This is a genomic window from Streptomyces sp. NPDC000941 (genome assembly GCF_053599555.1).
The window spans coordinates 62322-88322 of sequence record NZ_JBSFMM010000003.1 but is presented as its reverse complement, the minus strand read 5'-3'; the positions used below and the strand labels follow the sequence as shown (position 1 = coordinate 88322).

Sequence of the window (26001 nt, the reverse complement as noted above, 5' to 3'; positions counted from 1 at the left end):
CGATGCAAGCTCAAAGGGCGAGATAAGGGGGCCCGATAGGATAAAGACCGACCTGATCGGCAAGCCATTGAGCTCGCAGATACGTGCCTTTCCGGTCGTGAATGTGCACCGTATGATCGGGTGCGGGCTCATCCCAGTGAATTTGTCGCGAATTGATGGAGATGGAAACATGCGCATACTCCTCCTCCGCGGACAGCCGCAACGCAGGCACCTCCGGCCAGCGCACCCCACTCCACACAAGCGTCGCGGGACATTTTCCCGCAGCGCAGACGAAGCGGTCCTCGAGCCGGCCGAAAGGCTGGGATGTCCACTCCAGAAAAATCGGAAACGGGCCCGCGACAACTGAACTGGCCGACGGCTGAATGGCCGGACTCTGCCCGCACCCGAATGCGGTGGCTGTCGGCATGGCGGCGCTCAGCATCTCCAACTCCGACGCCTCGGAAACGGTGGCTTCGAGACTCACCTCGGCATCAGCCGGGTCGCCAATCGCCATCAAGCGACGAGCCGTCTTCACCGCAGCGGCCAAATCCGTCGTCCGGAACACCGGATGCGCCTGAGAGTTCCCCATGGAAAGCATTGTGCCAGCGGCGACATGTGGTGTCCCACGAAGCTCTGCATAAATTTTTCACAAAACGGTCTTTCATAGTAGAGAGGGTGCATCATGCCTACACCGGTCAAGGACTCTTCGACCGCGCTGAAGTCTGCTTACGCCGAGGCCGGGTGGAGCCGGATACCTTTCCGGTTCGACAACAAGGCGGTTGAGCTGATCCGCGAGCGAGTGGCGTCGATCAGCCGGGAGCGCAGGCCGGAGGTCGTCCATGAGAAGGACAGCGATGTCGTCCGAGCCATCCACGGCTGCCATCTCTTCGACGATGTGTGCTCCGCACTCGTGAGACACCCGCAACTCGTCGCTCTGGCCGAGGCCCTGACGGGAAAGCCGGTCTACGTCTACCAGTTCAAGGTCAACCTCAAGCAGGCCCATGAAGGCGCGGCCTGGCCGTGGCACCAGGACTTTGCGTTCTGGAGCAAGGAGGACGGCATGCCACGTCCGGATGCCGTCAACGTCGCCGTATCACTGGACGACACACATGAGGACAACGGCCCGTTGGCCGTCATCCCGGGCTCCCATCGCCTCGGCCTCATCGGTCTCCCCGACACGGTGGAAGGGGAGGGTGACTGGCGGCGACACGTATCCGCCGATCTGGCGTACACCGTCAACACCGATACGGCGTCCGACCTCGCCCGGCGTAACGGCACCGAACTCATGGTGGGCCCGGCCGGGTCGGTCCATGCCTTCCACCCGAGCATCGTCCATTCCTCGTCGAACAACTCCTCGACAGATCGACGTGCGCTGCTCCTGATCACCTACAACGCCGTCGACAACGCACCGGCCAACCCGACACGCCCCGAGTTCCTCGTCAGCCGGGAGGCCGCCCCGATCACCCCCTGCCGTGACGACCGGCTGGGTGTTCACGGGTCGTGACGACCGCGGAACTGATCGCGGCCACCTCCCGGCCTGCACTTACAGACCATTTCCCTTGCCCGTAAGACCGTCGATTCTCCCAGGAACGACCGGGTAACTCGCCCTGGTCGAGGCTAGGTTGGACCGATCGGCATGCAATCCCCCTGGAAAGGGACATGAATCGGTATGACCGTCGCCTCACAAGCCCCGGCCCAAGTCCCGGCCCGAGGCCGTACCGCCCGGTTGGTGGGGCGGGCCCCCGCCGGGGTGCGGCCGTATCTGGAGTTGCTGCGGCTGGACCGGCCGGTGGGGGCCTGGCTGCTGGTGGTGCCCGGATGGATCGCCCTGGCAGCGATCGCCGGGCCCCGGGACGGGGGCCTGCTCGGGCTGCTGCTCCTGGTGTACGGGGTGCTGTCGAGGGGGGCCGCCTGCGGGCTCAACGATGTGCTGGACGCGCGGTTCGACGCGCAGGTGCCGCGTACGGCGGGGCGGCCCGTCGCCTCCGGGCGGCTGGCGGCCGGGCGGGCACTGGTGCTGTCTGTCGTGGTGGGGGCCGCCGCTCCGCTGGTGATGGGGTTCTGGAGTGTGGAGGCCGTGGTGTGGGCGGCGGCCGGGGCGCCCCTCGCGGCGGTGTATCCGTATATGAAGCGGGTCACCCACTGGCCGCATGTGTGGCTGGGGACCACCATCAACTGGACGTTGCCGCTAGTGTACGTCCTGCTCACCGGAGGGCTCGGGCTCGGGGGCGGGGTGCTGTACGGGGCGCTGATCTGCTGGGCCGTGGGGACGGACGTGATCTACGCCTGCCAGGACCGGGAGGCCGATGTGCGGGCCGGGGTGCGGTCGGCCGCCGTGCTGCTGGGGCGCCGTAGCCGGGTGCTGGTGGGCGGCGTGTACGCGGGGTGTGTGGTGCTGCTCGCCTGGTTCGGGGTCGTGGCCGGGCTCGGGCCGCTGTACTGGCCCGGACTGTGCGTGGTCGCGGGGCAGTTGGGATGGCAGGTATGGCGGGCCGACCCTGCGGACGTCGGAGCCTGCGGGCGGGCGTTCGGCACCAACCCCCTGTGCGGACTGCTCATCCTCGTGACCGTGCTCGCCGGGCGGATCGGTACCCTCGGCTGAGGGACACGGACCCTGGAGGTGCTGGTGGGACTGCGGGAACGGATCGCGGCGGAACTCACGGCGACCATGCACGGCGGGGATCTCAAGCTGGAGCGGTACGCGGGGCCGCCCGGTGATCCCGGGCTGTTCGGGATCGCGCCGGGGGACCCGGTGTGGCGGGTGCACGGGCAGGCCACCGGGATGCTCACCGGCGGGTTCGCCGCGCTCATGCTCCAGTCGCTGCATCCGCTGGCCATGGCGGGGGTCGACCAGCACTCCGACTTCCGCGCCGATCCGGTCGGGCGGCTGAACGGAACCGTACGGTTCATCACCACGACCACCTTCGGCTCCTCGGCCGCCGCCCGCGAGGTGATCGACCTCGTCCGGCGGATCCACACCCGGGTGCACGGCACCGCCCCCGACGGCCGGCCGTACCGCGCGGACGACCCCGACCTGCTCACCTGGGTGCACACCGCCGAGGTACGCAGCTTCCTCGCCGGCCACCAGACCTACGCACCCCGGCCGCTCCGGCTGAACCCCGCCGAGTGCGACGCCTACTACCGCCAAGCCGCCCCCATGGCCGAGGTGTTGGGCGCACGGAACGTACCACGCACGTCCCTCGAAGCCGAGCGCTACCTGACCCGCCTCCGCCCCCAACTCCACGCCACTCCGGCCGCGTTGGACTCGGTGCGGTTCCTCCGCCGCTTCGGACGCACCCGACGGGAGCGGCTGGTCGTAGGCCTGCTCACGAACGCCTCGGTCGGACTCCTCCCCGACTGGGCCCGCACCGAACTCGGCATCCACCGCCCGGCCCCCGTCCGCACCGGCTGGGACCGGCCCCTGGCGACGGCCGTCGGACGCACCCTCCAGTGGGGGCTCGGGCCCTCCCGGATCCAGGCCGCCGCACGGGGGCGGCTGGCGGGGGCGGGGTGGGGATGACAAGGCGAACCGGCCCGTGCCAGGGTCGCATGGTGGGGTCGGACCGGAGACGACACACCATTCCTTCTGGACATCGGAACGCTGGACGCGCACAGTAGGGACGCTCTGACCCGGATGTCCCCCGTCATCGGCTACCTCGCCGTACTCCCCGGACATCGGGGCAACTGCTACATCGACGAGATCCTTACCGAAGGCACCCGGATCCTCAGCGCGCAGGATGTCACTATCGGGTCTCCAGTTCCCCGATCCGCGTCAGCGTCGTTCCGCTCTTCGGGCATACCCACACCGCGATGTCCGCGCGGACTGTCGCCGTCAGCGGATGCGTGTCCGGGTGTGTCGGGCACTGTGGCCAGACCGCAGGTGCGCCTTCGGACCATAGTGCCTCAACCGCCCATTCCTGGACCTGATCCGCCAGGTTCGCCAGCCGCTCCGCGGCGGTGCCACCAGGTGGTGAAGTCAGGCCCTGGCCCGAACCGTCCGGGGCGAAGAGCATGATCCCGTACGTGTCGTCCTCGCGTATACGCGGCTGCACCGCGCACTGCGCCTGGAGGTCCCGCAGGACTGTCTCCAGAGCTTCGGCGAATTCCACGTCGTCCACTGAGGGCTCCTGATCACATCGCGGAGGGCTGTCCCACAGTCTCCACTGTCCCCGAAGCTCGCGGAGGATCTTTTGAGGCGGGACCGGCCTTCCGGGCGGTGTGCCGGCAGGCAACCGCCGGCACACCCCCCACCGCTCAGCTCTGCGACGCGGAGGCCCGGCGTCGGATCAGCCACCACACGCCGCCGGCGAGGACCAGCAGGACGGCGACGATCGCCCCGATCAGTACGCCGGATGACACGCCGTCGCTCTCGCCGGTGGTCTTTTCCGCGGCCGATGTGGCGTCCTGTTCCGCAGCGCTGTCGGCGGTGGCGGAGGAGGTCTCATCGGGTGCCGGGCTCGACGTAGGGCTGGGGCCGGTCGGCTTGGCGTCCGGGGCCGCCGCCTTCAGCTTCAGGACCGGCGCAGGCTGCTCGGGCTCATCGCCCCCGCGGGGCAGTTCGATCCAGCGGGAGACCTCGCCGTCGCTGTACGTTTCGACGGTCTTGAACGCGATCTGCTTCGCGTCCGGCAGCCGGTTCACCTTGATCTTGTGTTCGGCGTTGACACCGGGCTTCAGCGCGGGCCCGCCGACGGTGTAGCCGTCAGCGGTGGCCTTCAGCCGCCACCCCTTGGGGGCGCCCGCGAGGGTCACGTCATCGGGGGCGATCCCGTCGGGCAGTACGATGCGCAGCTCGCGGAAGCCCGCCGAGTCGGATTCGGCCTCGGAGACGAAGGACAGGGTGACGTTCTCGGCCAGGGCCTGCGGGGTGTCGGCCTCGACTTCCGCATGCGCGGCGGCCGGTGCTGCCAGGGCGAGGGCCGACGTCAGCGCGGCGGCGCCGGCGAGTGCGATCCGGCGGCCCGTACGGGCGGGCGGGTGCGGGTGCTTGGACACAGGGGACTCCTTGCTGCTACGGGATTGACCGGCCCCGCGAACGAGCGGGGCCGGTGCGGGACCGGAGATGGTGCTCCGGTCGCGGCGGTCCCCTGCGCACCACCACATGCCTCAGAACCTCCCCGCCTGCCCGTGCCGGCAAGTCGTCGCGGTCCCACGCCCGCCGACCGGGCAGCCGAAGTGGCCGCCCCGCGCCGGTGGCCGGCCGCCGTGGCAGCGCCTGGGCCAGGGCGGCCGCGGCGGCCCTGGCCAGGGTGCGCAGCATCTCCAGCGCGGCCACCATCCGGGCGTCCGCGCGGTGCAGCAGCCAGGCCACGGCCAGCGCGGCGAGCGTGTGCACGGTCGTCATCGCCGGCCCGGCGTAATGCCAGGCATGTCCGTCGCCCGGCGCCGCCGTGAGGTGCCCGGCGGGCGCCGGGTGCCCCGGCGTCCCCGTCGGCGTGTCGCCGTCCGCCCAGGACAACGTCAAGTGCAGCACGCCCTGCGTGGCCAGCGTGAACAGCATGGTCGCGGTCGGCGGGCAGTGGCGCCGGGCCAGCGGCCAGACCCCCGCGAACTGCGCCGCGGCCAGGCCGCCCACCAGCCGCCACGGCACCGTTCCTTCGGCGATGGCGTGGTGGCCGAACGTGGCGAGCACCGTGCCGAGCGCCGCGAACACACCGGCCCGCGCGCACGCTCCCACCCGGGCATCGGGCCGGGATCCCCCGGCACACCCCTGGTGCCCCGTCACGGGCTCACGCGGCATGGCCGCCCACCGCCGCCTCCCGGCGCGCTGCCAGGCGTTCGTCGTGGACGAGCGGGCTGGTGGAGGTCACGGGCGGCGTTCACCTTGTCGTATACGGCGCGGAGGGCGGGAACTGTTCACACGGCCGGCGGCTGTTGGCGCGGGGCGTCGTCACCGTGCACGGCGTCACGGTGACCGGCCGCGCGCCGGTCGCGGGCGTGCAGACCGGCCAGGTAGGCGTTGTAGGCGGCGATCGGGTCGTCGGCGTCGCCACGGTCGATCCGCCGGTCGATACGACGGGCCTCTCGCTGGTCGGAGCGGACCCACTGGATCGCCAGAATGACCGTGGTGAACAGCACCGGGATGTCGCCGGTGGCCCAGGCGATGGCACCGGCGTTGTACTGGTCGTCCAGTGGCTCGGCGATCCAGGGCCGGTCCAGCAGCGACCACCAGCCCTCGCCGATCAGCTCCGTGGAGCTCATCAACGAGATGCTGAACCAGGAGTGGAACGGCATGGTCAGGATCAGCACGAACAGCCTGCCCAGGTGGGGCGGGCGGCGCGGCCCAGGGTCGATGCCGATGACGACCCAGAAGAACAGAAGGCCCACCGCGAGGAAGTGCACCAGCATGAACATGTGTCCGAGGTGGCTGCGCATCAGCGTCTCGAACAGCGAGGTGTAGTACACGGCGAAGGCACTGCCGATGAACAGCACGCTCACCACCACCGGATGCGAGATCACCTTCACATAGCGGCTGTGCAGCAGCTTGAGCAGCATCTCACGCGGCCCGTCCGGCGAGCCCTTGGGCGCGGCGGGCAGCGCCCGCAGGGCGAGGGTGGCCGGGGCGCCGAGCACCAGCAGGATCGGCACCGTCATCGCGAGGATCATGTGCTGGCCCATGTGCACGCTGAACAGCACCTTGCCGTACACCGCCAGTCCGCTCATGGTCGCGAACACCGTGACGGCCAGACCCAGCAGCCAGGAAATCGTACGCCCGACGGGCCACTTGTCGCCGCGGGCCCGCAACGTCCGTACACCCGCCAGGTACAGCAGTGCGGCCGCCCCGGTGCCGAAGGCGAACAGCGGGTCGAAGTGCCACCGGGTGAACAGCGGGGTCCAGGGGAAGCCGCCGAGCGCGGGCGGCATGTCGAAGCCCAGCAGCTCCTCGGCCGGCGAGAGCGAGGTGTCGCCGCTCCCGGGTGCCGGGGTACGGGACAGCCCCACCGCGAGCCCGATCGCCCCCGCCATCAGCAGCAGCTCGCCTACGGCGAGCCGGACGAACGCCCGCCGCCTGCCCTCCCGGAGCGCGGGCAGGGTACGGCGGCGGTGCCACCAGCCCATGCCGCCCAGGACGGCCAGCGCCACCGCCTTGCCGAGGACCATCACCCCGTAGGCGCTGCCGAACAGCTCCCCCGGGGACGGGAGCCGCACGGCGGCGCTGACCAGACCGCTGGAGCCGACCGCGAGCAGCGCCCCGCCGGCGAGCGGGCTGAACCGCCGCACCGCGTCTGCTGCCCGCTCCTCACGGCGGCCGGTGGCCACCAGTGCGAAGACCAGCCCGCCGACCCAGACCGCGACCCCGAGCAGGTGCAGCGCCAGACTGGTGACCGCGGCGTCGTGGTTGCCGGACGCGGCGGAATGCCCGCTGAACGCGGGTGGCAGCAGCCCCGCAAGAGCCAGGAGCAGCGCCAGGCGCGCCCAGCGTGCGGTCGTGACGCCCACGCAGAAGGTGGCGATCACACCGCCGGCCGCCGCCGTCAGAGCGTAGGAGCGTCCCTGCGTGTCGGTGATGGCGAAGTCGGCGAGAACCGCGGGCGAGGCGATGTCCGCGACCGGCGTGGCGAACACGTCGGACAGTGTGAACACCAAGGCGGCCACCGACGCCGCGCCCCACAGCGCGGCTGCCGCGGCGGCCCAGTTGAGGTAGCGCAGCTGCGTCGTGGTGAGCTTCCGGCCACCCGGCAAGAGGACGACCACCAGCAGCAGAGCGCCCACGGTGGCCACGGCGGCCACGTCCGTGAGGGTCCGGGCCACCGGCAGCCCCCACGCGGTCATGGCCCCGGCGTCCGGGATGCCGGGGATCGCCTCACTCGCGCCTCCGCCTGCCCCCACGGCCACCAGCGCCACGGCGACGGCCACCCCCGCGCCCGCGGCGAGCAAGGCGGGCAGCCGCGGCAGCAGCCGCTTGGCCCCGGTGTGCCTGGTCTCAGTCGCCATGACGCGCCCGCCTCCGTCGTGCCGCGAAGACACCGGCCCCGGTCACGACGGCGATCCCGGCGGCGGCCAACGCGCCGGCTCCGGCGAGGACCGACCCTCGTGCATCTGTGGATGCGGCGTCGTCACGGTCCGCTTCCCCGGATGCCGACGCGATCGAGCGGTCGGCGGTCCCCCGCCCCGCCGACGGTGACGGACTCGGGCTGTCCGCCGCCTTGACCGTGAAGGGGTACGAGCCGGAGACGGGATGGCCATCGGCGGACACCACCCGGTAGCCCACCGTGTAGCGCCCCGCCGGAGCACCGGCCTTCAGCGGGAGGGTGACGGTCCTGCCGTCCACCCGCGGCCGGCCGGCCGCCGCCGACGTTCCGTCCGACGTGGTCACGGCGACCTTGGCGTACTTCTCGGCCATCGCGTCGGTGAAGGTGAGCGTGATACGCGGGGGCAGCCCGGCGAGCGTCGCGTTCGCACCGGGGCTGCTGGTGTCGAGACCCGTGTGGGCCGCGGCCTGCCCGGCCGCGGCGGCCGGCACCACCAGGGCCGCGGACAGGACGAGGATGCGTGCCGCCGCGCGGGCGGCACGCCGATGGACGGCATGCATGTTGCGGAACTTTCTGTCGTCCCCCGGCGGCACGGACCACCGGGACGGGAGGGACCGGCCCGCCGGGCGGCCCTCGCGTCGCGCCCGTCAGGGCAGGCGAGGACCGCCGATCGGCATCGGCCGGAGAAGGACATGCGGAAGGGCGTGCGGAAGGACCTGCGTAAGGACATCCGGACGGTGCGCACGCGGCGGCGCGCGGCCTTCACGCAGCCGCATCAGCACGGCCGACTTCAGGGGTGCCGCGCTCTCGACGAAGGTGACCTGCGGACCGGCTCCCTGAACGCGGCCGAGCAGCGGCCAGACGAAGGCGAGCAGAGAGCGTACGGTCGCCGACAGCGGCCCGGGCTGCCACAACAGCCGCTCCGTGACCCCCAGCAGCCGGGCCGCGAGCAGCAGCGTGATGAGGTGTCCGGCCAGCAGCACGCCGGGGGGCGGCCCGGAGCTCGCGTCGTGCTCGACCAACCACGGCCCGGAGCCGAAGCCACCCTGCCCCGCGACCGCCGCACAGGCCCCGGGCAGCGAGTAGGCGACGTGGTAAGCGAGTTGCGCGGCGGCCAGAACGCCCAGCAACTGGGTGTCGGTCAGCCGCCACCGCGTCAGCACGGCCGCGCCGGGTACGGCCACCAGCACCATCGCCGCCACCACGGCCCACCGCGGAGTGTGGCCCTGCGACAGCACGTGTCCGACCAGCGGCAGGAGCACACACAGCACCGCCAGCACCCCGGCCCGTACCCCACGCAACACGCCGGACGCCGGGGAGGCGGAACACGGCACGAGGAACGGTCGCATCACAGGCGGCTTTCGGAAGTCCGGCGGGCGGGCGAGCGGCGGGACACGCGGTGAAGCCCAGTCCTCGGCAGCGTACCCACCCCTCCGACACGGTTCGCTCCCGGGTGGCCCCCTCCGTGCCCGCCCCCTGCACCCAGGACGTGAACGCGCCGGCCCCACCATGAACTATACATGCGACGTATACACGCGACGTATACACGGTGTGTAGAGTGTGGCTCATGTCCATCGGTCACACCCCTTTAGGACTCCTGGAGTCCGGCCCGCGACACGGTTACGACCTGAAGCGGGCCTTCGACGAGACGTTCGGTCACGACCGGCCGCTGCACTATGACCAGGTCTACTCGACGATGTCCCGGCTGCTGAAAGAGCAGTGGCTCGCGACCCCGCAGAAGCCGGAGGCGTACCTCCAGTCGGCCCTTTACACCAAATGCGACCACGCCCTCTTCCACCTGGAGGCGGACCTGCGCCGGCCGGAGCTGACCGCCGCCCGACTCGACAAACTCCGTGAGGCTGTGGCCCGGTGACGACTTCTCCCCCTGGTTCCCTGCTCACGGCGCGGGACCTGCGCAAGACCTACGGGCACACCCACGCCCTCGACGGCGCCGAGTTCTCCATCCACCCCGGCGAGGTCGTCGCCATCATGGGCCCCTCCGGCTCCGGCAAGTCGACGCTGCTGCACTGCCTCTCGGGCATCCTGCCGCCCGACTCCGGGTCGATCACGTACAACGGGCGTGAAGTGACGACGATGAACGACGCCCAGCGCAGCGCGCTGCGCTGCTCCGAGTTCGGCTTCGTGTTCCAGTTCGGGCAGCTCGTGCCGGAGCTGAGTTGCGTGGAGAACGTCGCCCTGCCGCTCAGGCTGAACGGCACCTCCCGCAAGGAAGCCGAGCGGGTGGCGCTCGGCTGGATGGAACGCCTGGAGGTCGACGACCTGAAGGGCAAGCGGCCCGGCGAGGTCTCCGGCGGCCAGTGCCAGCGCGTCGCCGTGGCACGCGCACTGGTCACCGGCCCCCGGGTGCTGTTCGCCGACGAACCGACCGGCGCGCTCGACTCCCACAACGGCAAGCGCGTGATGGAACTGCTCACCGACGCGGCCCGCTCCACCAACGCCGCCGTCGTCCTCGTCACCCACGAGGCACCGGTGGCCGCCTACTCCGACCGCGAGATCGTCGTACGCGACGGCAAGTCCCAGGACGTGGAGCGAGCCATATGAGTCCGCGCCAGTGGTCCAGAGACCTGATCATGGGAGCCCGGTTCGCCGTCACCGGCGGCCGCGAGGGCTGGGTCCGAATGACGCTGACTGCGGTCGGCGTCGGCCTCGGCGTGGCCCTGCTCCTGTTGTGCACCGCGATACCCAACGTGTTCGCCTCCCGCAGCAAGGTGGAGGACGCCCGCTACGCCAACGTGTACTCCCAGACGCCCCCGCCCAAGGCCGACAACACTCTCCTGATCGCCGACGCCGACACCACCTGGCACGACGACGACATCCAGGGCCGGTTCGTCGAACCCGAGGGCAGGCGGGCGCCGCTGCCCCCGGGGGTCGACCGCTTCCCGGGTAAGGGCGAGATGGTGGTCTCCCCCGCGCTCAAGGACCTGCTGGACTCGGACGACGCGAAACTGCTGCGGGAGCGCCTGCCGTACAAGATCACCGGCACGATCGGCGAGAGCGGGCTGATCGGCTCGCACGAACTGGCTTACTACGCGGGCGCCTCGGGGTTGAAGCTCACGGACTCCTCCCTGGTGACGCGGCTGGCCAAGTTCGGCAAACCGGACGCGGCACCCGAGAAGACCGACCCGGTGCTGCTGCTCATGGTCTTGGTCGTGCTCGTGGTGCTGCTGACGCCGGTCGCCGTGTTCATCGCCGCCGCCGTCCGCTTCGGCGGCGAACGCCGTGACCGCCGCCTCGCCGCGCTGCGCCTGGTCGGCTCCGACCGGGGGAAGACCCGGCGGATCGCGGCGGGCGAGGCGCTGGCCGGAGCCCTGCTCGGGCTGGCCGTGGGCACCGGCTTCTTCCTGCTCGGCCGCCAGAAGCTGGGCACCGGCGAGTTGCTGGGCGTGAGCGTCTGGCCCAGCTACCTCGACCCCACGCCCGCGCTTGCCGCGCTGGTCGCGGTGGCGGTGCCGGTCGCCGCGGTGCTGGTCACGCTGCTCGCGATGCGCGGCGTGGCCGTCGAACCCCTCGGCGTCGTGCGCGCGGCCAAGCAGCGGCGCCGCCGACTGTGGTGGCGGCTGCTGCCGCCGCTGGCCGGCCTCGCGATGCTCTACCCGATGATCGGCCAAGGCCACAAGAACGGAGACTTCAACCAGTACCTCGTCATCGGCGGCGTCCTGATGCTGCTGATCGGTATCACCGCCCTGCTGCCCTGGGTCGTGGAGGCGGTCGTCGTCCGGCTCGGCAAGGGCTCGCTGTCCTGGCAGCTGGCCGTACGACGGCTGCAGCTGAGCAGCGGCACCGCCGCCCGCATGGTCAACGGCATCGCCGTGGCGGTGGCCGGGGCCATCGCGCTGCAGATGCTCTTCACGGGAACGCAGAGCCAGTACACCACCAACACCGGCCAGGACCCCAGCCGGGTCCAGATGCAGGTCACCTTCAGCAGCCCCAAGCCGCTGTCCGGCGTCGAGCGCGAATTCACCGGCACCAAGGGCGTCCGGGCCGCGGTGGCCCTGGCCCGCACCGAGTACGGGGACACACGTCGCAACCCGGAGAACACCAACGGCCTGACCGTGGGCAACTGCGCCGCCCTGCGCGAACTCGCCACACTGCCCTCCTGCAAGGACGGTGACGTGTTCATCACGCGAACGCGAAGCGGCTACGCGGACCCCAGCAACGCATCCGAAATCGCCCTGGTGAAGCCCGGTCGGCAGCTCTACATCGAGCCGTCGTACGACGGCGCCGAACGCGGCCTCGAAGTGCCCTGGACCGTTCCGGCGAACATTCGGGAGGTGAACACCCGCAAGGACTCACTGCAGGACTACACCAGTCTGCTGGTCACCCCCGCCGCCCTGCCCCACAAGGCCGCGCCCACGGTGATCTCGGACGGTGTCTACCTGCGTCTGGACCCCTCGGTGCCGGACTCGCGGGAGTACATACGCAACGTCGCCGCCCGCGTCGACCCCCTGGCACAGACCTTCGGCTGGACGGCGACCGAGGAGAACGCCAAGTACACCTCCATCCGCACCGGCCTGTTCGTCGGCTCCGCCTTCGTGCTGGCACTGATCGGAGCGAGCCTGCTGGTCTCCCAGCTGGAACAGCTGCGCGAACGCAAGAAGCTGCTCTCCGTCCTGGTCGCCTTCGGTACCCGGCGCCGCACACTCAGCCTGTCCGTCCTGTGGCAGACAGTCCTCCCGGTCGGACTCGGTCTCGTACTGGCCACGACGGTGGGCGTCACCCTCGGCGCAGTACTGCTGAAGATGACCCGTACACCGGTGACCATGGACTGGGCGAGCGTACTCACCATGACCGGCGTGGGCGCGGCCGTGGTCGGCATGGTCACGCTGCTCAGCCTGCCGCCGCTACTGCGCATGATGCGCCCAGCGGGCCTGCGCGCGGAGTAACCACTCATCCATCCCATCCCATCCCATGAAGTGGGCTCCTCCTACCCAGGAGGAGCCCACCCCTGCGCGCAGGCAAGCCCGGTCGGCGTCAGCACAGTCACCGTCAGGGCGCCCTCGGCGCACAGCAGTCCGACGGCGGTGGTCAACGCTCTTCGCGTCGGCTGCGGATGCTCAGGGCGATGGCGGAGACAAGGAACCAGAAGGCACCGAAGGCCGAGTATCCGGCGACGGTGGACAGGCCGCTCGTCGCCGAGGCGGACATGGCGGCGAAGGAGGCACCGGCGAGGACGGAGAGTCCGCCGCTGATGACCATGGGCCACTGGGCACCGACGGTGCGTCGGCGCCGGATCGCCACGGCGAGCTGGATCGCTCCGGCAAGGAGGGCCCAGATGCCGAACACGAGCAGGGCCGTCCCGATGGTGGAGAAGACGGCGGTGATCATCCCAGCGGCGGCGGCGAGGCCGAGAGCCACGTTGGTGGTACCGACGCGGTCCGTGGAGCCGGTGCCGGCCATACGACGCTCGAGGAGCGTGGCGATGGCGTCCCACAGGGGGTAGACGACGAGCAGCACGGCCGCGATCGCCGTGGGCCTGTCCGCAGACACGAGCGAGGCGGAGGTCGTGACGACGAGTGCCACCCAGATCAGGGAGAAGGCGACTCGGATCAGGTAGAGCGATCGGAGCCCGGAGGGCGTCGTCGTGGTCGTGGTGGTACTCGAAGTCACGGTGGTCTGAGTCATCGGGTGTCCCGTTTTGTGATCGTGATGGTGTGAGACGGTCGCCTCGATGAGGAGTCTCAGCGGCCTCGGGAGAGGGCGTGTACTTCGAGCGAAGTAGTTTTGCCATCCGCTTCGAATCGAGTGAGTTCTGCCGCCCCCATCGCCCGGCCCGGGCTCGCCGTCTACATCACTCGCCGTCTACATCATTCGAAGTACACGGCCGCAGCACACGTGGACGAGAATTAGGCCATGGTCAAGGCGCAGAACGATCAGGACGGGCCCGTGGCACCCCTGTGGGTCCGCCGCCCCGAGGCGCTGCACCTCGTCGCCTATTCGGCGGCCGCGCTGGTGTTCACCGGCCAGATCGTGGCAGTGATCCTGCGAGGGTCGGATTGGCCGACGGCCCTCTCCGTACTCCTCGCCGGTGGCGGTGTCGCCCTCTCATGGTGGAGGCCGTGGGCAGGACTGGTCGTGGCGAGCGCGGCGTCCTTCGCCGTCACAGCGGTGGGCCACGACCCCCTGTCGGTGTGGATGATGGCGGTCCTCGTGCTGTTCTCGGTCACCCTCAGGGGGAAGCAGCCGCTGGCCGGAACCGGCATCGTGGCGGCGTTCTTCCTGGGCGCGTTCATGACGCTGGGAGGATTCCGCGGCGGCGCGATCGTGGGAGCCGCCGCACTCTTCTCAGCCATAGCAGGAGGCGCGACAGGGGCCGCGCTGCGCATCCATCGAGAGCACTGGCGCACCCTGGAGGAACGGGCCGAAAGCGCCATCGCAACCCGCGAGATCGAAGCCACCCGACGGGTGACCGAGGAACGACTCCGCATCGCCCGGGATCTCCACGACGTCATCGGCCACCAGGTCGCGATGCTGAGCATGCATCTCGGTGCCGCGGAGATCGGGCTGCCCGAAGACGCCGAGTCCTCCCGGCAGGCCCTCGTCTCGGCCAGGTCAAGCGCCCGCACCGTCGTCGTCGAAACGCAACGGATCCTCGCGCTCCTCCGCCTCGGAGACGACATCTCCGACGACGAGGCGCTCCGGCCGACCCCGGCGCTCAGCGGCCTGGAAGGCCTTGTCGCCTCTTTCGAGAGCATCGGCCTCGACGTCCGGCCCTCCATCGACATCCCCGCCGGTTTCGTGGAGCCCAGCGTCGGCGTAACGGTCTACCGGGTCGTTCAGGAAGCACTCACGAATGCCTACCGGCATGGAGAGGGGGCAGCAACGGTGGATGTGCGCGAGCGCGACGGCAGGATCTGCGTCACCGTGGAGAACCGCATCGGTCACTCACTGCGCGGCTCCGACTCCGACTCGGGCTCGGGCTCGGGCAGCGGACTCGGGCTCGTGGGGATGCGCGAACGCGTCGAGTCCTCCAGCGGGCGGCTGACGATCGACAGTGACGGCGGGCGATTCCGGGTCCATGCGGAGTTCAGCCCCCTCGGAGCCGCCGTATGACGACGCGGATTCTGATCGTCGACGACCAGGACGAGATAAGGGCCGGCATCAAAGCGATGCTCCGGCTCGACCCGAGTCTCGTTGTTGCGGGTGATCTCTCCGATGGACTCCAGGTCGTCCCCTTTCTCAGGGACCACCCCGTCGACCTGGTCCTGATGGACATCCGGATGCCCGGCATCGACGGTGTCGAAGCCACCCGCCGGATCCGCAAAGAGCATCCATCCGAGAAGATGCGGGTGATCGTGCTGACCACTTTTGACCAGGACAACATCGTTCTCGCCGCCCTTCGCGCGGGCGCCAACGGTTTCCTGAGCAAGACCGTGAGCCCCGCTGAACTCGTCGCCGGAATCACCGAGGTCGTTGGCGGTGGCGGTGCGCTGTCGGCCGCCGCGACGGCCGCGCTCATCGGTCACATGACCGACAGTCCGCCCCCGGTGATCGACCAGGAACTGCTGCGACGCTTCGACGCCCTGACACCCAGGGAGCGGGACGTGGTCGTTCTCGTCGCGAGCGGTCTCGGCAACGACGAGATCGCGGCCCAGATGTCCGTGTCGCCGTTCACCGTGAAGACGCATGCGGTACGGGCCATGACGAAGGTCGGCGCACGTGATCGAGCGCAACTCGTCTCGTTCACCTTCCGGGCCGGCCTCTACCCCTGAGCCTGCCGGGCGTGGCCAACGCGGAGGGAACGATCAGCGCGCCGGCCACGAGGGCGACGCGTCGCCAGTCCCCGGATCCCCTTGCGGAAGTCGATCGGGGAACGGCCCGTGCGTTGCATGAAGTACTTGCTGAACTGGGAGGGCGTGACGAAGCCGAGGTGGTCCGAGATCCGTGCCGCGGTCTCGTCGCTGTGCGCCAGCAGACGCTTCGCCTCCAGCACGACCCGGCGATCGATGAACTCCTTCGCGCTGAGCCCGGCGTTGGCCAGGGTCGCCCGGGCGAGGGTGCGCCCCGAATAGCCGAGCATGTGGGCGTAGTCCTCGACCCGTCGGGTGGCGGTGAAGTGCCGTTCGACCGCGTCACGGAACCGCAGGTAGGTCTCGTCCGGCTCCGGAGCGGGGCTGCCGACCGGGACGGTGAGATGGGCCAGTCGCAGCAGCAGGACGGCGAGCAGGTGGCGCAGGGCCGCGATGTGCACCTCAAGAGGCAGGTGACCGAGCGCCTGGAACTCGCGGCTCAGGTGTTCCGCGGCCATGGTCACCGCCTCGGCGTCGGCGGCGACGGGGGTGGTGAGGACCGGCGCGTGGGGGTTGTCGACATGGGCGGCCGTCGCCGTGGCCGGGTCGAGCACGTCCTGCTGGAAGAGGATCAGAGTGCCTTCGGCCCTGGTGAGGTCGCCCCACTGATGCACCTGCCCCGGACGCACCCACAGCCAGGAGCCCGGCCGCAGGGCGTAGCCGTTGAAGTCGACGATGTGCCGGAGGTCGCCCGCGGTGAGCGTGAGCAGATGATGGAAGTCGGGGCGCTGGGGCCGCGCGAGGACGTGCTCGGATACCCGCCGCCGTAGCTCGGCCAGCGGCATGACCTCCACACCGGCGGGCGTGCCCGCAGGCGCGGCGAACAGGATCTCCGGGATCTCGCGCGGGGATCCGTGTCGGTTTTTGGCCATCATCAGTCGGAAGTTTATCCGGCTTCCTCCCCGCGCTCTTCGTACGTTGGTCGTGCCGCTGCGGAAACGGAAGTCTTCCTGGCGGAAACCGGAAAGGACGGCACGTGACGACGACCTTCGACGAGCACCTGAACCAGGTGTCCGCGGACCGTTCCTCGACACGATCCTCCCCGCGTACGACCGCGACACCGGCCGGCCTGGTGCGCCAGACCCCTCGGGCCAGGCTCGTCCGGATCGATCCCGACCATTCCGATGTCCCCTCGGACCTCGGCGAACGAGCTCTGTCACAGGAACACACGCCTCCGTCACCACAGGAAGAGAAGTCACATCATGTCCGAGGTATCCGAGGTATCCGAGGTATCCATCCCCACGATCGCCGTCACCGGCTCCACCGGCCGGCTCGGTGGGCGCGTCGCACGGCGGCTGGCCGAGCGGGGCGTTCCGCAGAAACTCCTGGTCCGCAGCCCGGAACGGGCCCCACGGCTGCCCGGTGCGGTGGCGGTGCGAGGTGACTACGCCGACCAGGACGCCGTGCGGGAGGCCCTCGCCGGCACCCGCACCGTCTTCATGGTCTCCGCCTCCGAGAGCGCCGACCGGCTCGCCCAGCACGAGGCGTTCGTGGACGCCGTCGTGGAGGCAGGTGTCCGGCACCTGGTGTACGTCTCCTTCTACGGCGCGGCACCCGACGCCACCTTCACCCTGGCGCGCGACCACTTCCACACAGAGCAGCACATCCGCGCGAGCGGCCTGGCGTACACGTTCCTCCGGGACAACTTCTACGCGGAGTTCGTCCCCGACCTCGTCGGCGAGGACGGCGTCATGCGCGGCCCGGCCGGGCAGGGACGCGCCGCGTTCGTCGGTCAGGACGACATCGCCGACGCGGCCGCCGCGGTGCTGTCCCGGCCGGACGACCACACGGGCATCGCCTACGACCTGACCGGGCCCGATTCCCTCACGCTGGACGAGGCGGCCGCAATCCTGTCCGAGCAGCTCGGACGCGCCGTCACCTACCAACAGGAGACGGTCGAGGAGGCCTACGCCTCCCGCGCCTCCTCCGGCGCTCCGCCCTGGCAGCTGGACGCCTGGGTGTCCACCTACACGGCCATCGCGTCCGGCGAACTCGACGGTGTCAGCAACGCCGTACCCCGCCTCACCGGCCACCCCGCCACACCTCTCGCCGACATCGTCCGCACCGCAGGGGGCTGACCCACACAGCCGTCTGCACCGCGCTCGGCGGACGCATGTCGCTTTTTGACCATTGATAGTCGCCGTTCGCGCGGGTGAACCCGGTGTCGTCGGCATAGTTTGAACACATCGCCACTCGACCTCCGGTCCATCCCGGGCAGGTCCCCGAGCAAGGAAGACAGCCATGAGCAACGCGAAGAACACCGTCCTCCAGGCCGCCACCGAGCTGTTCGGCGACAAGGATCCCTCCGCCGTGGACCGCTGGGTGGCCGCCGACTACACACAGCACAGCGCGCTCGCCGCCGACGGGCCCGAGGCCCTCCGCGGACTGGTCGCCGGCCTCGGCGAGGACTTCCGCTACGAAGGCGCCCGGGTCATCGCCGACGGCGACCTGGTCGCCCTGCACGGCACCTACCACGGCTTCGGTCCGGACCCGCTCGTCGGGTTCGACATCTTCCGAGTCGACGCCGACGGCAAGCTGGCCGAGCACTGGGACGCCCTGACCCCGCTGGTCAAGGACACCGTCTCCGGCCGCTCCCAGACCGACGGCACCGCCGCGGTCACCGAGACCGACAAGACCGACGCCAACCGTGCCCTGGTGGCCGAGTTCGCCGAGAAGGTCCTCGTCGGCGCCGACTACTCGGTGCTCACCGATTACATCTCCACCGATACCTACCACCAGCACAACACCGAGGCCGCCGACGGCCTCGACGGCTTCGGGGCGGCCGCGGCCAAGTGGGCCGAACAGGGCAAGAACCTCGTCTACAAGAAGGTCCACAAGGTCATCGCCGAGGGCGAGTTCGTCCTGACGCAGTCCGAGGGCGAGTTCGGCGTGGCGGTCGCCTACTACGACCTGTTCCGCGTGGCCGACGGCAGGATCGTCGAGCACTGGGACGTCATCGCGCCCGTACCGGCCGAACTGCCGCACGGAAACGGCCTGTTCTGAACGACCGCATCCCACCCGCCGCAACCCACGCGTCGATTGACGGAGCACAAGCGCATGAGCAACCTCACCTACTCAGGGAAGACGTACAAGTTCAGCGTCGACAACGGGGCCGTCTTTCACAACACCTACAGCCCCGACGGCACCACGCTGCAAACTGGGAGCATCGGTTCGAGCCCGGACTGCCACTGTACGTGCAGGTGTCTCGCTCGGCAGCCGTGCTGCACCTCTCCGAGCACCACGGCGATGGCGTCCCCAACAGCGTGGTCTGGATCCCTGTGCACGATGTGTCCGCGCTGCACAAGGAATTGCTCGCCCGACCGAACGCGCCGGTACGTCCCGGTATCGATCCGGACGCGCCCGGCGGGCCGACGCGGCGGAGAACTTTCGCAGATACTTCAAGCCGGTTGCTCCCAGAGGCCGGTCAGGTGTTCGTGGAGGACGTCGTGTGCCTCTTGCGGGGTGAGGTGGCCGATGAGGACATGCGTGGTGAGGCCGTCCGCAAGGGCGAGGAGAGTGCGGGCCTCGCGTCGTGGATCGAGGGGCACGGCGCGGTCGGCGCCCTCGCCGACTTCCGAGATGAGGCGGGTGAACGCCTCCTGTAGGGCTGCGTAGTTCGCCTTCAGCGTCCCGGCGAGTGGCTTGCTGACAGCCGCCTGCGCGACAAAGGCGAGCCAGACCCGGGCCTCGGCGCGGTGCTCTTCCCCGAGTAGTGCGATCTCGGTGGCGGCGTGGCCCAAGGCGGTGCCGGCCGACTGGGCCGGGCTCCTGACGAGGCGGGCCTGTACGCGCTCGCTGATCCGCTCGCTGACGTGCCCGAGAGCGAATACGAGCATCTCTTCCTTGGTACGGAAACACCGCTGAACGGCGCCCATGGACACCTGCGCGCGAGCGGCGACGTCGCGAAGGGTCACGCCCTCGAGGCCACGTTCGTCGGCGAGGTGGCAGACCGCCTCGGCGATGAGGCGGCGTCGGCCCACATGATCCACGTGTCTGGGCATGCCCGGTCGCCTTCCTGCTCCACGGCGCTCTGCTTCGCACTGCACCTTATGCGATGCGCCTGTATCGGTACCAGGGTACGGTTGCGGTTCCGATGCAAGCGCATCGGTACGTAGGGGAGGAAGGAAAGGCCATGCAGGACGCCCTGTGGAAGATGTCGGCCGCCGCCCAGGCGGAGGCCGTGCGCGGCGCACACGTCTCGGCACTCGAACTGGTCGACAGTCACCTCGATCGCATCGCCGAGGTAAACCCACAAGTGAACGCGGTCACACAGCTCCTGGCGGAGCGCGCACGCGAGGCCGCGACACAGACGGACCGTCGGCGGGCCGCCGGTGAAGCGCTGGGGCCGCTTGCGGGCGTGCCGTTCACCGTGAAGGAGAGCACCGCCGTCGAAGGCGTGCCGACCACGTTCGGCACGGAGCGCTTCCGCGATCTGGTGGCGCCGGCCGACGCGCCCCCGGTGGCGCGGCTGCGCGCGGCCGGGGCCATCCCCATCGGGCACAGCAACATCCCCACCCTGATCCTGGCGGGGATGCACACGCGCAGCGAACTGTTCGGCGACACGGTCAATCCGTGGGACCGCGGCCGGACCCCGGGCGGCTCCAGCGGGGGCGACGCCGTGGCCGTGGCCACCGGCATGGCGGCGCTCGGGCTCGGCAACGACTCCGGGGGATCGGTGCGCGTCCCGGCCCAGTTCTGCGGCGTGGCCGGGCTGAAGCCGTCCACGGGCCGGTTCCCCGCCGACCACCGCGTTCTCGGCCCGGACGACCCGGGCCCGGCGTCCCAGATACTGGTCACCGACGGCCCGCTGGCCCGGAGCGTGGGCGACCTACGGCTGGCTTACGAGGTACTGGCCGGGACCGATCCGCGAGACCCACGGGCCGTACCGGTGCCCGCGTACGGCGAAGCGCTCCCCGGACCGGTGAAGGTCGCGGTCGTGGCGGACCCCGGCGGGCACGGCGTCCACCCCGCGGTTCGCGGAGCCATCGAGACCGCGGCCGACGCGCTCCGCGACGCCGGATACGACGTGCGCGAGGTACGGGACGTACCGCGGATGGACGAGGCTCTCGAGGCGTACGGCCGGATCACCGTGACCGAGTTCGCCCCGACCTGGCCTGCGGTGCGCAAGCTGCTCGGCAAAGGCGGGGACCGCTACATCGAGATGGCGATGGAGCAGACCCCGCCCGCAAGCGCGGACGAGTTCATGAAGCTGATGGGCACCTGGATGACCATTCGCCGCTCGTGGGCCGAATTCCTCGACGCATACCCGCTGTTGCTCGGCCCGTCGTTCACCGAGCCACCGGTCGAGCCGGGTCTGGAGTCGCGCGACAGGGCGGGCCGGGACCGGGTCGGGTCGGGAATGCGCCTGTGCAGCGTGACCAGCTTCGTGGGCGTGCCCGGTGTGGCCGTACCGACCGGCGTGGTCGACGGGCTCCCCTTGGGAGTGCAGATCGTCGGGCGCGCGTTCCGGGAGGACCTGTGCCTGGACGCGGCCCAGGCGATCGAGGACCGGCTCGGAGTTCTCACACCGGTCGACCCGCGCGTGGGGGGCCGGGCTGATTGAGCCCTTGTACCGGGGAGGGCGCGCTCGGCTGCCCCCGCATCCTGTACCGCGGAGCCGTCGCCGGGGTCGAGGTGATCACTCTGCCCCCGCCTTCCATCGCGGGGCGTCGCCGCCCCGGTCCGGCAGCAGGAACAGCGTGTCGCCCCAGGACGGTGTCACCGCGCGGCCCGGGGCGATCTCCGGGCGGACCACGCCGCGGGAGTCGACGGCGAAGCGCAGGTTCTGGCCGTTACGGCTGTAGACCGCGGAGCACTCCCAGATGCCGACGCCCTCGTCCGTGGAACCCCGGCTGTCCAAGCAGAAGCCGGGATCAGCGAGTGACTGGAGGACACCGCGCGCGGTGTCGACGCGCCAGCGCTGCGTGGCGGACGACGTGCAGGGTGCCGTGATGACATCCGTGCCCAGGTCCATCACCCCATCGCGGATGTCGAGGCACCGGCCCGAGGCGACGTTCACCATCTGGGCGTACGTGCCGTTCGGGGGATGTGCCGCAGGCGGCTGAGCCGTCGGCTTCGGCTTCGGTTTCGGTTTCGGCTTCGGCTTCGGTTCGGGCTTGGGCCCGGGCTTCGGGAACGCCGACTTTGTCGTCTTCGACGGGGCCGGAGTCGGAGTGGGGCTCGGCGACTTCGTCCCGGACGTGTGGGAGGGAGATGGAGTCTCCGAGACCTTCACCGCGGTCGTCGGCGATGGCGGCGGCGTGCGGGCGCTGCTCGCGGCTCGCACTTGCTCCGAACCGCCCGAGAGCAGCAGGTAGATCAGGAGCGGGGCCACCGCCGCCCCCACGGCCGTCGCGCCCAGCGCAATCCGCCGGGAGGGCCACCAGTTCGGCAGTCTGTCGGTGCCGACCCTGATCTGCTCGCCCGTGCCGCCCCTGACGTACGCCGCGCCACCCCACGGGAGCAGTCCCTCCGCCAGCGCCGTGCGGGGAGTGTCGCGCAGTTGCGACTGCTCCTCGTACGCGGTCGCACAGTGCGCGCAGTGCGCCATGTGGGTGTGCAGATCCACGCTGTAGCGCGGGGTGCCGGGTCGCACCGACTCCTCGATCAGCCGCCGGAAGCCGTCACAGTGCTCATCGCCGGAAACGGCCAGCCGGGTCATCAGCAGGGATTGACGCAGCCTCCAGAAGGCCGGTTCGATGCCGTACGCCACGTCCCGTGGGGAGATGCCCAACAGACTGGCCGCCCGCTCCGGCGGCTCCTGTTCGACGATGCCGTGCCAGAGCAGCACCTGCCCATGGACCGGAAGTTCCTCGAACGCGGTGAGCATCGGCGGGAGCGGGGCCTCGGGGCCGGACCTGTACACATGCGTGAGCAGATCGGTGTCGAGCCGGGCGGCGCGTTCGTCCGCGGCCCAGGAGGCGGCCACGCCACCCGCCAGCAGCAGGAGTTGATGGCGCCAGGAGCCGCGCGGCTCGTTGCCACGGACGGTGTCGCGGGCCGCGAGCGCAAACGCCTGGGCGGTGAGCTGCCGGGCCGCGTTCTCGTCCGCCGTGCATACGCGCGCGTACGCGAGCACCGAGGAACGGTGACGCGTGCGCAACTCGCGCAGGGCCGGATAGGCGGTCGGGGAGCCCGTCCGCAGCAACGTGGTCAGCTGGGCGTCGGACATCTCCTTCAGCGCACCCTCGCCGGCCTCGACGTCACCGTCATCCCGCGCCGCCCGGGTCATCCCCTGCCTCCTCGCACCCTCCGTCGCCGCCCGGCAGGCACGTCTGAAACTAAGAGGTACCGACCGGCTATGGGGTGACCTTAGCCGTGGCAACGGACTTGCAGGGACGGGGTACTGGTGGGTAATCGGGGTGTGCCATGAGGGATCGACAGACATCCGTGAGGTGGCGGAGGGAAAGCTCCATCCAACAGGTCGTCCGTCAACTCGCATCGAGGACAGAATCGTTATGAACTCCTGGCGCGAGTCACGCGACGCATTGACCCCGCAGCGCCATCGCGGTTGCATGCTTGTGGCCCTCCGGTGGGGAGCCGGGGGAAGGAGCATGTCCTGCCTAGGGGGAAAAATGAGGGGAAACGCGAATCGGAGCGCCACCAGACGTGTGCGGGCCGCCTTGAGCGCCACGGCCGTGGTCTGCGCGGTCACGACGGTGCTGCCCGGAGCCGCTTCGGCTGCGCCCATGACCGTGCCGGGCGTCGCGAGCGACAGCGGAGCCGGGGTCGAGCGGATCAGTGTCGCGACCGACGGCACCCAGGGCGACGGCGATTCCGTCGGCGCCACGATCACGGCCGACGGCCGGCGTATCGCCTTCTCGTCGTTGGCGAAGAACCTCACACCCGCCAACCCGGTGACATGGGAAAGGGTGTTCGTCCGCGACCAGCGGACGAGCCAGACCACGCTGATGAGCAGCATCACCCCGACGAATCAGGGCCCGGTGATCAGCGGAGACGGGCAATACGTCGCCTTTTGGGGGCTGTTGCAGAGAGACACGAAGGCATTCCTGTCCCAGGTGAGCTCGGGAAGCACGATCGGCATCAACTGCCCGGGCCTCAGCTGCAGCCAGCCGTCGCTGAGCGCGGACGGCCGCTACGTCGCCCAGGCCGCCACCTTCAATCGACCGCCGTCCCGGCAGCGCATCGAGGTACGGGACTGGCGCACCGACACCACGGAGACCGTCGCCGAGTTCGACCACACCGTCTCGGCCCGGCCGTCCATCAGCGGCGACGGCCGCTTTGTCGCCTACCAGGACGGCCAGACGGAGGACGTCTTCGTGTGGGACCGGACCGACGACACCTCCTCCGGCCCGATCGAGGGCCCGTCCAAGCCGGCGACACTCGTCCAGCTCAGCGAGGACGGCAGCAAGGTCGTCTACCTCTCGGGTTCCGACACCTACGTCCACGACGAGAGCTCGGGCACCGACCAACTGGTGCCGAACGTGCGGGGCGTGGCCATCGACCCCACCGGCCGCTATCTGCTGTACGCCCCACACGACACGACCGGACCGTCGCTCATGCTGCGCGACCTGGAGACGGGCACCGACGAGATCGTCTCGAACCAGCCCGCCTCGGCCGGGACCGACGCGGTCAGCGCCGGCGGGCGCGACGTGGTCTTCCATTCCACGGCCGACGACATCGTGCCCGGCGACACCAACCGCAAGTCGGACGTTTTCATCCGCCGCTTCTACTGATCGCCCCGACCGCCACGCTCTCCTGCTGCCAACGCTCCCCGAAAGTCGGGTTGGGCACGGCGCCTCGTTGTCACAGCGCCGTCGCGCGATGGCTCGCGAGTTGCCTTATGGTGATATGCGGGGGTTTGGCCACCAGTGTGGGATACGGGTGGGGAAGCGGCCGACCCGGGGGCGACACACAGTGACTCGTGAATGGGCGGATATCCCATGGACGACAAGGTTGTGCCGCCGGGCGAACCGGTGCCGGAAGAGGGCTGGGTCTACCTCCGGCTCGCGGGAGACGCGAAGCAGCGCGGCGAACAGCACGGGAAAGCACTGGCGAAGGAACTGCGAGACGCTCTCGACGTCGGCGACTTCATGGCTGAGTGGGACACCGGCGAAAACCTGACGAAATTCGCCGCCATAGCCAAGGAGGCGTTCGGTCCCATCGACAAGGAGTACCTGGACGAGATCAAGGGCATCGTCAAGGGCGCGACGAGTGGCGGAAACCCCTCGGTCACCCCCAAGCGAAAGGTCCCCATCACCGAAGAGGTACTGATCGCCTGGAACGCGTACAACGAACTGGTCGGCACGTGGTGGCCCCTGGATCCACCACAGGACACCGGCGTCGGCACACGCGTCAGAAGCTCCCCGGGGCGATGCAGCGCCTTCGCCACCACCGGGGCGGCCAGCGATGGCGGGAAGATCGTGATGGCCCACAACACCTGGGACCGTTACTCCATCGCCGAGTGTTACAACATCATCCTTGACATCGTCCCGCCCAGTGGCAAGGGACATCGCATGCTGATGCAGGCGGCCCCCGGCTACATCACCAGCGGCGCGGACTGGGTGGTGACCGACGCGGGGCTGATGATCTGCGAGACCACCATCGGGAGCTTCACCGGACACTTCCTCAAGGGCAGAACCCCCGAGTTCCAGCGTTCCCGGAAGGCCGCCCAGTACGGCGACAGCATCGAGACATGGCAACAGCTGACGGAGAGGCCAAGAGCGCGAACAAGAGGATCGCCCGCATCGACGTGGGCACGGCCTGTCACGGCTCCGAGGAGCGCACCGATGGCTACTTCGCCTGCTACAACGTCGCCTCGAACCTCAAAGTGCGCAACCAGGAGACCTCCGATCCCGGCGCCTACTCCGACATCCGCGGCAACGGCGCCCGGCGCGTGCGTTTCGGCCAACTGCTGGGCAACTCCCTCCGGATGACCGCCGAGCAGGCCCAGAAAGTGATCGCCGATCACCACGATGTCTACTGCGACAACGCGATCCGCCCCGGTTCACGGTCGATCTGCGGACATCTCGACCTCGACGACGGCCATGCCGGCAACCACGGCCGGGAGCCCTTCTACCCCTATGGGGCCAACGACGGGAAGGTCATGGACAGCGACATGGCCGCGAACATGACGTTCCAGGCCCGCTGGGGCAACTCCTGCGGCCTCCCCTTCGACGCCAAGGACTTCCTGGCGACACACCCGCAGTACGCGTGGCTGGCGGACTGGTTGCACGACCGGCCCACCCGGAAGTGGACCACCTTCCCCCCGAAGCGGTGAA

At 70.0% G+C, this 26001-nt stretch carries 25 protein-coding genes and 1 pseudogene; 15 read left to right on the top strand and 11 right to left on the bottom strand.

What is annotated here, in order from left to right; genetic code table 11:
- Nucleotides 1–10: 10 nt before the first annotated feature.
- Nucleotides 11–568 carry a hypothetical protein gene (locus tag ACWDSL_RS01970; protein WP_450480715.1) on the bottom strand — a complete coding sequence of 186 codons (558 nt, stop codon included), beginning with the start codon at nt 566–568 and terminating at the stop codon, nt 11–13.
- 93 nt (nt 569–661) lie between these two features.
- On the opposite strand from ACWDSL_RS01970, the gene ACWDSL_RS01965 reads away from it, so the two are divergent.
- From ACWDSL_RS01965 to ACWDSL_RS01955, 3 genes are all read left to right on the top strand, one after another.
- Nucleotides 662–1483, top strand: coding sequence for a phytanoyl-CoA dioxygenase family protein (locus ACWDSL_RS01965; protein ID WP_450480713.1), 822 nt, complete (start codon nt 662–664; stop codon nt 1481–1483).
- Between the two features lie 165 nt (nt 1484–1648).
- Entirely contained in the window at nt 1649–2581 is a 933-nt protein-coding gene (locus ACWDSL_RS01960; RefSeq protein WP_450480711.1) for a 4-hydroxybenzoate octaprenyltransferase, read from the top strand.
- A gap of 24 nt (nt 2582–2605) precedes the next feature.
- On the top strand, nt 2606–3499 hold the full coding sequence (locus ACWDSL_RS01955) for an oxygenase MpaB family protein (RefSeq protein ID WP_450480710.1): 894 nt from the start codon (nt 2606–2608) through the stop codon (nt 3497–3499).
- Nucleotides 3500–3722: 223 nt separating this feature from the next.
- Here ACWDSL_RS01955 and ACWDSL_RS01950 read toward each other — a convergent pair whose 3' ends face one another.
- The 6 genes from ACWDSL_RS01950 to ACWDSL_RS01925 all read right to left on the bottom strand — a co-directional run bounded on the left by ACWDSL_RS01950 (nt 3723) and on the right by ACWDSL_RS01925 (nt 9301).
- A complete protein-coding gene (locus tag ACWDSL_RS01950; RefSeq protein WP_450480708.1) occupies nt 3723–4097 on the bottom strand; it encodes a hypothetical protein in 375 nt (124 codons plus the stop codon).
- A 136-nt stretch (nt 4098–4233) separates the two neighbouring features.
- Nucleotides 4234–4974 (bottom strand): DUF1775 domain-containing protein, encoded by a 741-nt coding sequence (locus ACWDSL_RS01945; protein ID WP_450480706.1) that lies wholly within the window; start codon nt 4972–4974, stop codon nt 4234–4236.
- Between the two features lie 16 nt (nt 4975–4990).
- A complete protein-coding gene (locus ACWDSL_RS01940; RefSeq protein WP_450480704.1) occupies nt 4991–5719 on the bottom strand; it encodes a hypothetical protein in 729 nt (242 codons plus the stop codon).
- 116 nt (nt 5720–5835) lie between these two features.
- Nucleotides 5836–7914 (bottom strand): cytochrome c oxidase assembly protein, encoded by a 2079-nt coding sequence (locus ACWDSL_RS01935; RefSeq protein ID WP_450480702.1) that lies wholly within the window; start codon nt 7912–7914, stop codon nt 5836–5838.
- Nucleotides 7904–8512: a copper resistance CopC family protein gene (locus ACWDSL_RS01930; protein ID WP_450480700.1), complete on the bottom strand. Its 609-nt coding sequence runs from the start codon at nt 8510–8512 to the stop codon at nt 7904–7906. The genes ACWDSL_RS01935 and ACWDSL_RS01930 overlap by 11 nt, the downstream gene beginning before the upstream one ends.
- 87 nt (nt 8513–8599) lie before the next feature.
- Nucleotides 8600–9301, bottom strand: a complete 702-nt coding sequence (locus ACWDSL_RS01925) for a hypothetical protein (RefSeq protein WP_450480698.1) — start codon at nt 9299–9301, stop codon at nt 8600–8602.
- Nucleotides 9302–9519: 218 nt separating this feature from the next.
- On the opposite strand from ACWDSL_RS01925, the gene ACWDSL_RS01920 reads away from it, so the two are divergent.
- From ACWDSL_RS01920 to ACWDSL_RS01910, 3 genes are read left to right on the top strand one after another with little or no spacing between them, the layout of a single operon-like run.
- Nucleotides 9520–9825 carry a PadR family transcriptional regulator gene (locus ACWDSL_RS01920; protein WP_450480696.1) on the top strand — a complete coding sequence of 102 codons (306 nt, stop codon included), beginning with the start codon at nt 9520–9522 and terminating at the stop codon, nt 9823–9825.
- Complete coding sequence (locus tag ACWDSL_RS01915) at nt 9822–10514, top strand: ABC transporter ATP-binding protein (protein ID WP_450480694.1); 693 nt, start codon at nt 9822–9824, stop codon at nt 10512–10514. Before ACWDSL_RS01920 ends, ACWDSL_RS01915 begins: the two co-directional genes overlap by 4 nt.
- Complete coding sequence (locus ACWDSL_RS01910) at nt 10511–12856, top strand: ABC transporter permease (protein ID WP_450480692.1); 2346 nt, start codon at nt 10511–10513, stop codon at nt 12854–12856. The genes ACWDSL_RS01915 and ACWDSL_RS01910 overlap by 4 nt, the downstream gene beginning before the upstream one ends.
- Nucleotides 12857–12998: 142 nt before the next feature.
- On the opposite strand, the gene ACWDSL_RS01905 is transcribed toward ACWDSL_RS01910, so the two are convergent.
- Nucleotides 12999–13595, bottom strand: a complete 597-nt coding sequence (locus ACWDSL_RS01905; RefSeq protein ID WP_450480690.1) for a DUF308 domain-containing protein — start codon at nt 13593–13595, stop codon at nt 12999–13001.
- A 228-nt stretch (nt 13596–13823) separates the two neighbouring features.
- Here ACWDSL_RS01905 and ACWDSL_RS01900 point away from each other — a divergent pair, with 228 nt between their 5' ends.
- Both ACWDSL_RS01900 and ACWDSL_RS01895 read left to right on the top strand, forming a co-directional pair.
- Entirely contained in the window at nt 13824–15023 is a 1200-nt protein-coding gene (locus ACWDSL_RS01900) for a sensor histidine kinase (RefSeq protein ID WP_450480688.1), read from the top strand.
- Complete coding sequence (locus ACWDSL_RS01895; RefSeq protein ID WP_450480686.1) at nt 15020–15682, top strand: response regulator transcription factor; 663 nt, start codon at nt 15020–15022, stop codon at nt 15680–15682. Before ACWDSL_RS01900 ends, ACWDSL_RS01895 begins: the two co-directional genes overlap by 4 nt.
- On the opposite strand, the gene ACWDSL_RS01890 is transcribed toward ACWDSL_RS01895, so the two are convergent.
- Nucleotides 15673–16635 carry a helix-turn-helix domain-containing protein gene (locus ACWDSL_RS01890; RefSeq protein ID WP_450480684.1) on the bottom strand — a complete coding sequence of 321 codons (963 nt, stop codon included), beginning with the start codon at nt 16633–16635 and terminating at the stop codon, nt 15673–15675. The two genes, ACWDSL_RS01895 and ACWDSL_RS01890, sit on opposite strands and share 10 nt — an antisense overlap.
- Before the next feature lie 327 nt (nt 16636–16962).
- Between ACWDSL_RS01890 and ACWDSL_RS01885 the strand changes: the two genes are divergently transcribed.
- The 3 genes and pseudogenes from ACWDSL_RS01885 to ACWDSL_RS01875 all read left to right on the top strand — a co-directional run.
- Nucleotides 16963–17838, top strand: coding sequence for an SDR family oxidoreductase (locus ACWDSL_RS01885; protein WP_450480682.1), 876 nt, complete (start codon nt 16963–16965; stop codon nt 17836–17838).
- A gap of 163 nt (nt 17839–18001) precedes the next feature.
- Complete coding sequence (locus ACWDSL_RS01880) at nt 18002–18763, top strand: nuclear transport factor 2 family protein (RefSeq protein WP_450480680.1); 762 nt, start codon at nt 18002–18004, stop codon at nt 18761–18763.
- Nucleotides 18706–19098 (top strand): annotated as a pseudogene (locus ACWDSL_RS01875) (glyoxalase superfamily protein); the annotation flags it as partial. The gene ACWDSL_RS01880 and the pseudogene ACWDSL_RS01875, both read left to right, overlap by 58 nt.
- Before the next feature lie 60 nt (nt 19099–19158).
- Here the strand turns inward: ACWDSL_RS01875 and ACWDSL_RS01870 are convergent.
- Nucleotides 19159–19761, bottom strand: coding sequence for a TetR/AcrR family transcriptional regulator (locus ACWDSL_RS01870; protein WP_450480678.1), 603 nt, complete (start codon nt 19759–19761; stop codon nt 19159–19161).
- Nucleotides 19762–19892: 131 nt separating this feature from the next.
- Between ACWDSL_RS01870 and ACWDSL_RS01865 the strand changes: the two genes are divergently transcribed.
- The gene (locus ACWDSL_RS01865; RefSeq protein WP_450480676.1) at nt 19893–21323 is read left to right on the top strand and encodes an amidase; all 1431 of its coding nucleotides are present in this window, start codon (nt 19893–19895) and stop codon (nt 21321–21323) included.
- A gap of 75 nt (nt 21324–21398) precedes the next feature.
- Here the strand turns inward: ACWDSL_RS01865 and ACWDSL_RS01860 are convergent, their stop codons facing one another.
- Nucleotides 21399–22991 (bottom strand): ricin-type beta-trefoil lectin domain protein, encoded by a 1593-nt coding sequence (locus tag ACWDSL_RS01860; RefSeq protein WP_450480674.1) that lies wholly within the window; start codon nt 22989–22991, stop codon nt 21399–21401.
- A 391-nt stretch (nt 22992–23382) separates the two neighbouring features.
- On the opposite strand from ACWDSL_RS01860, the gene ACWDSL_RS01855 reads away from it, so the two are divergent.
- The 3 genes from ACWDSL_RS01855 (at nt 23383) to ACWDSL_RS01845 (ending at nt 26000) form a co-directional block, all read left to right on the top strand.
- Nucleotides 23383–24456, top strand: coding sequence for a hypothetical protein (locus ACWDSL_RS01855; protein ID WP_450480672.1), 1074 nt, complete (start codon nt 23383–23385; stop codon nt 24454–24456).
- A gap of 207 nt (nt 24457–24663) precedes the next feature.
- On the top strand, nt 24664–25656 hold the full coding sequence (locus ACWDSL_RS01850) for a hypothetical protein (RefSeq protein ID WP_450480670.1): 993 nt from the start codon (nt 24664–24666) through the stop codon (nt 25654–25656).
- The gene (locus ACWDSL_RS01845) at nt 25653–26000 is read left to right on the top strand and encodes a hypothetical protein (protein ID WP_450480668.1); all 348 of its coding nucleotides are present in this window, start codon (nt 25653–25655) and stop codon (nt 25998–26000) included. The genes ACWDSL_RS01850 and ACWDSL_RS01845 overlap by 4 nt, the downstream gene beginning before the upstream one ends.
- Nucleotide 26001: the final 1 nt, after the last annotated feature.

Bases quoted from the DNA above. Each gene is read 5' to 3' on its own strand.
- ACWDSL_RS01870 (WP_450480678.1), bottom strand. From the start codon at position 19,761: ATGCCCAGACACGTGGATCATGTGGGCCGACGCCGCCTCATCGCCGAG.
- ACWDSL_RS01900 (WP_450480688.1), top strand. From the start codon at position 13,824: ATGGTCAAGGCGCAGAACGATCAGGACGGGCCCGTGGCACCCCTGTGG.
- ACWDSL_RS01860 (WP_450480674.1), bottom strand. From the start codon at position 22,991: ATGACCCGGGCGGCGCGGGATGACGGTGACGTCGAGGCCGGCGAGGGT.
- ACWDSL_RS01935 (WP_450480702.1), bottom strand. From the start codon at position 7,914: ATGGCGACTGAGACCAGGCACACCGGGGCCAAGCGGCTGCTGCCGCGG.
- ACWDSL_RS01920 (WP_450480696.1), top strand. From the start codon at position 9,520: ATGTCCATCGGTCACACCCCTTTAGGACTCCTGGAGTCCGGCCCGCGA.
- ACWDSL_RS01885 (WP_450480682.1), top strand. From the start codon at position 16,963: ATGTCCGAGGTATCCGAGGTATCCGAGGTATCCATCCCCACGATCGCC.
- ACWDSL_RS01905 (WP_450480690.1), bottom strand. From the start codon at position 13,595: ATGACTCAGACCACCGTGACTTCGAGTACCACCACGACCACGACGACG.
- ACWDSL_RS01930 (WP_450480700.1), bottom strand. From the start codon at position 8,512: ATGCATGCCGTCCATCGGCGTGCCGCCCGCGCGGCGGCACGCATCCTC.
- ACWDSL_RS01850 (WP_450480670.1), top strand. From the start codon at position 24,664: ATGGACGACAAGGTTGTGCCGCCGGGCGAACCGGTGCCGGAAGAGGGC.
- ACWDSL_RS01940 (WP_450480704.1), bottom strand. From the start codon at position 5,719: ATGCCGCGTGAGCCCGTGACGGGGCACCAGGGGTGTGCCGGGGGATCC.
- ACWDSL_RS01965 (WP_450480713.1), top strand. From the start codon at position 662: ATGCCTACACCGGTCAAGGACTCTTCGACCGCGCTGAAGTCTGCTTAC.
- ACWDSL_RS01960 (WP_450480711.1), top strand. From the start codon at position 1,649: ATGACCGTCGCCTCACAAGCCCCGGCCCAAGTCCCGGCCCGAGGCCGT.
- ACWDSL_RS01865 (WP_450480676.1), top strand. From the start codon at position 19,893: ATGCAGGACGCCCTGTGGAAGATGTCGGCCGCCGCCCAGGCGGAGGCC.
- ACWDSL_RS01895 (WP_450480686.1), top strand. From the start codon at position 15,020: ATGACGACGCGGATTCTGATCGTCGACGACCAGGACGAGATAAGGGCC.
- ACWDSL_RS01925 (WP_450480698.1), bottom strand. From the start codon at position 9,301: ATGCGACCGTTCCTCGTGCCGTGTTCCGCCTCCCCGGCGTCCGGCGTG.
- ACWDSL_RS01845 (WP_450480668.1), top strand. From the start codon at position 25,653: ATGACCGCCGAGCAGGCCCAGAAAGTGATCGCCGATCACCACGATGTC.
- ACWDSL_RS01910 (WP_450480692.1), top strand. From the start codon at position 10,511: ATGAGTCCGCGCCAGTGGTCCAGAGACCTGATCATGGGAGCCCGGTTC.
- ACWDSL_RS01970 (WP_450480715.1), bottom strand. From the start codon at position 568: ATGGGGAACTCTCAGGCGCATCCGGTGTTCCGGACGACGGATTTGGCC.
- ACWDSL_RS01890 (WP_450480684.1), bottom strand. From the start codon at position 16,635: ATGATGGCCAAAAACCGACACGGATCCCCGCGCGAGATCCCGGAGATC.
- ACWDSL_RS01880 (WP_450480680.1), top strand. From the start codon at position 18,002: ATGAGCAACGCGAAGAACACCGTCCTCCAGGCCGCCACCGAGCTGTTC.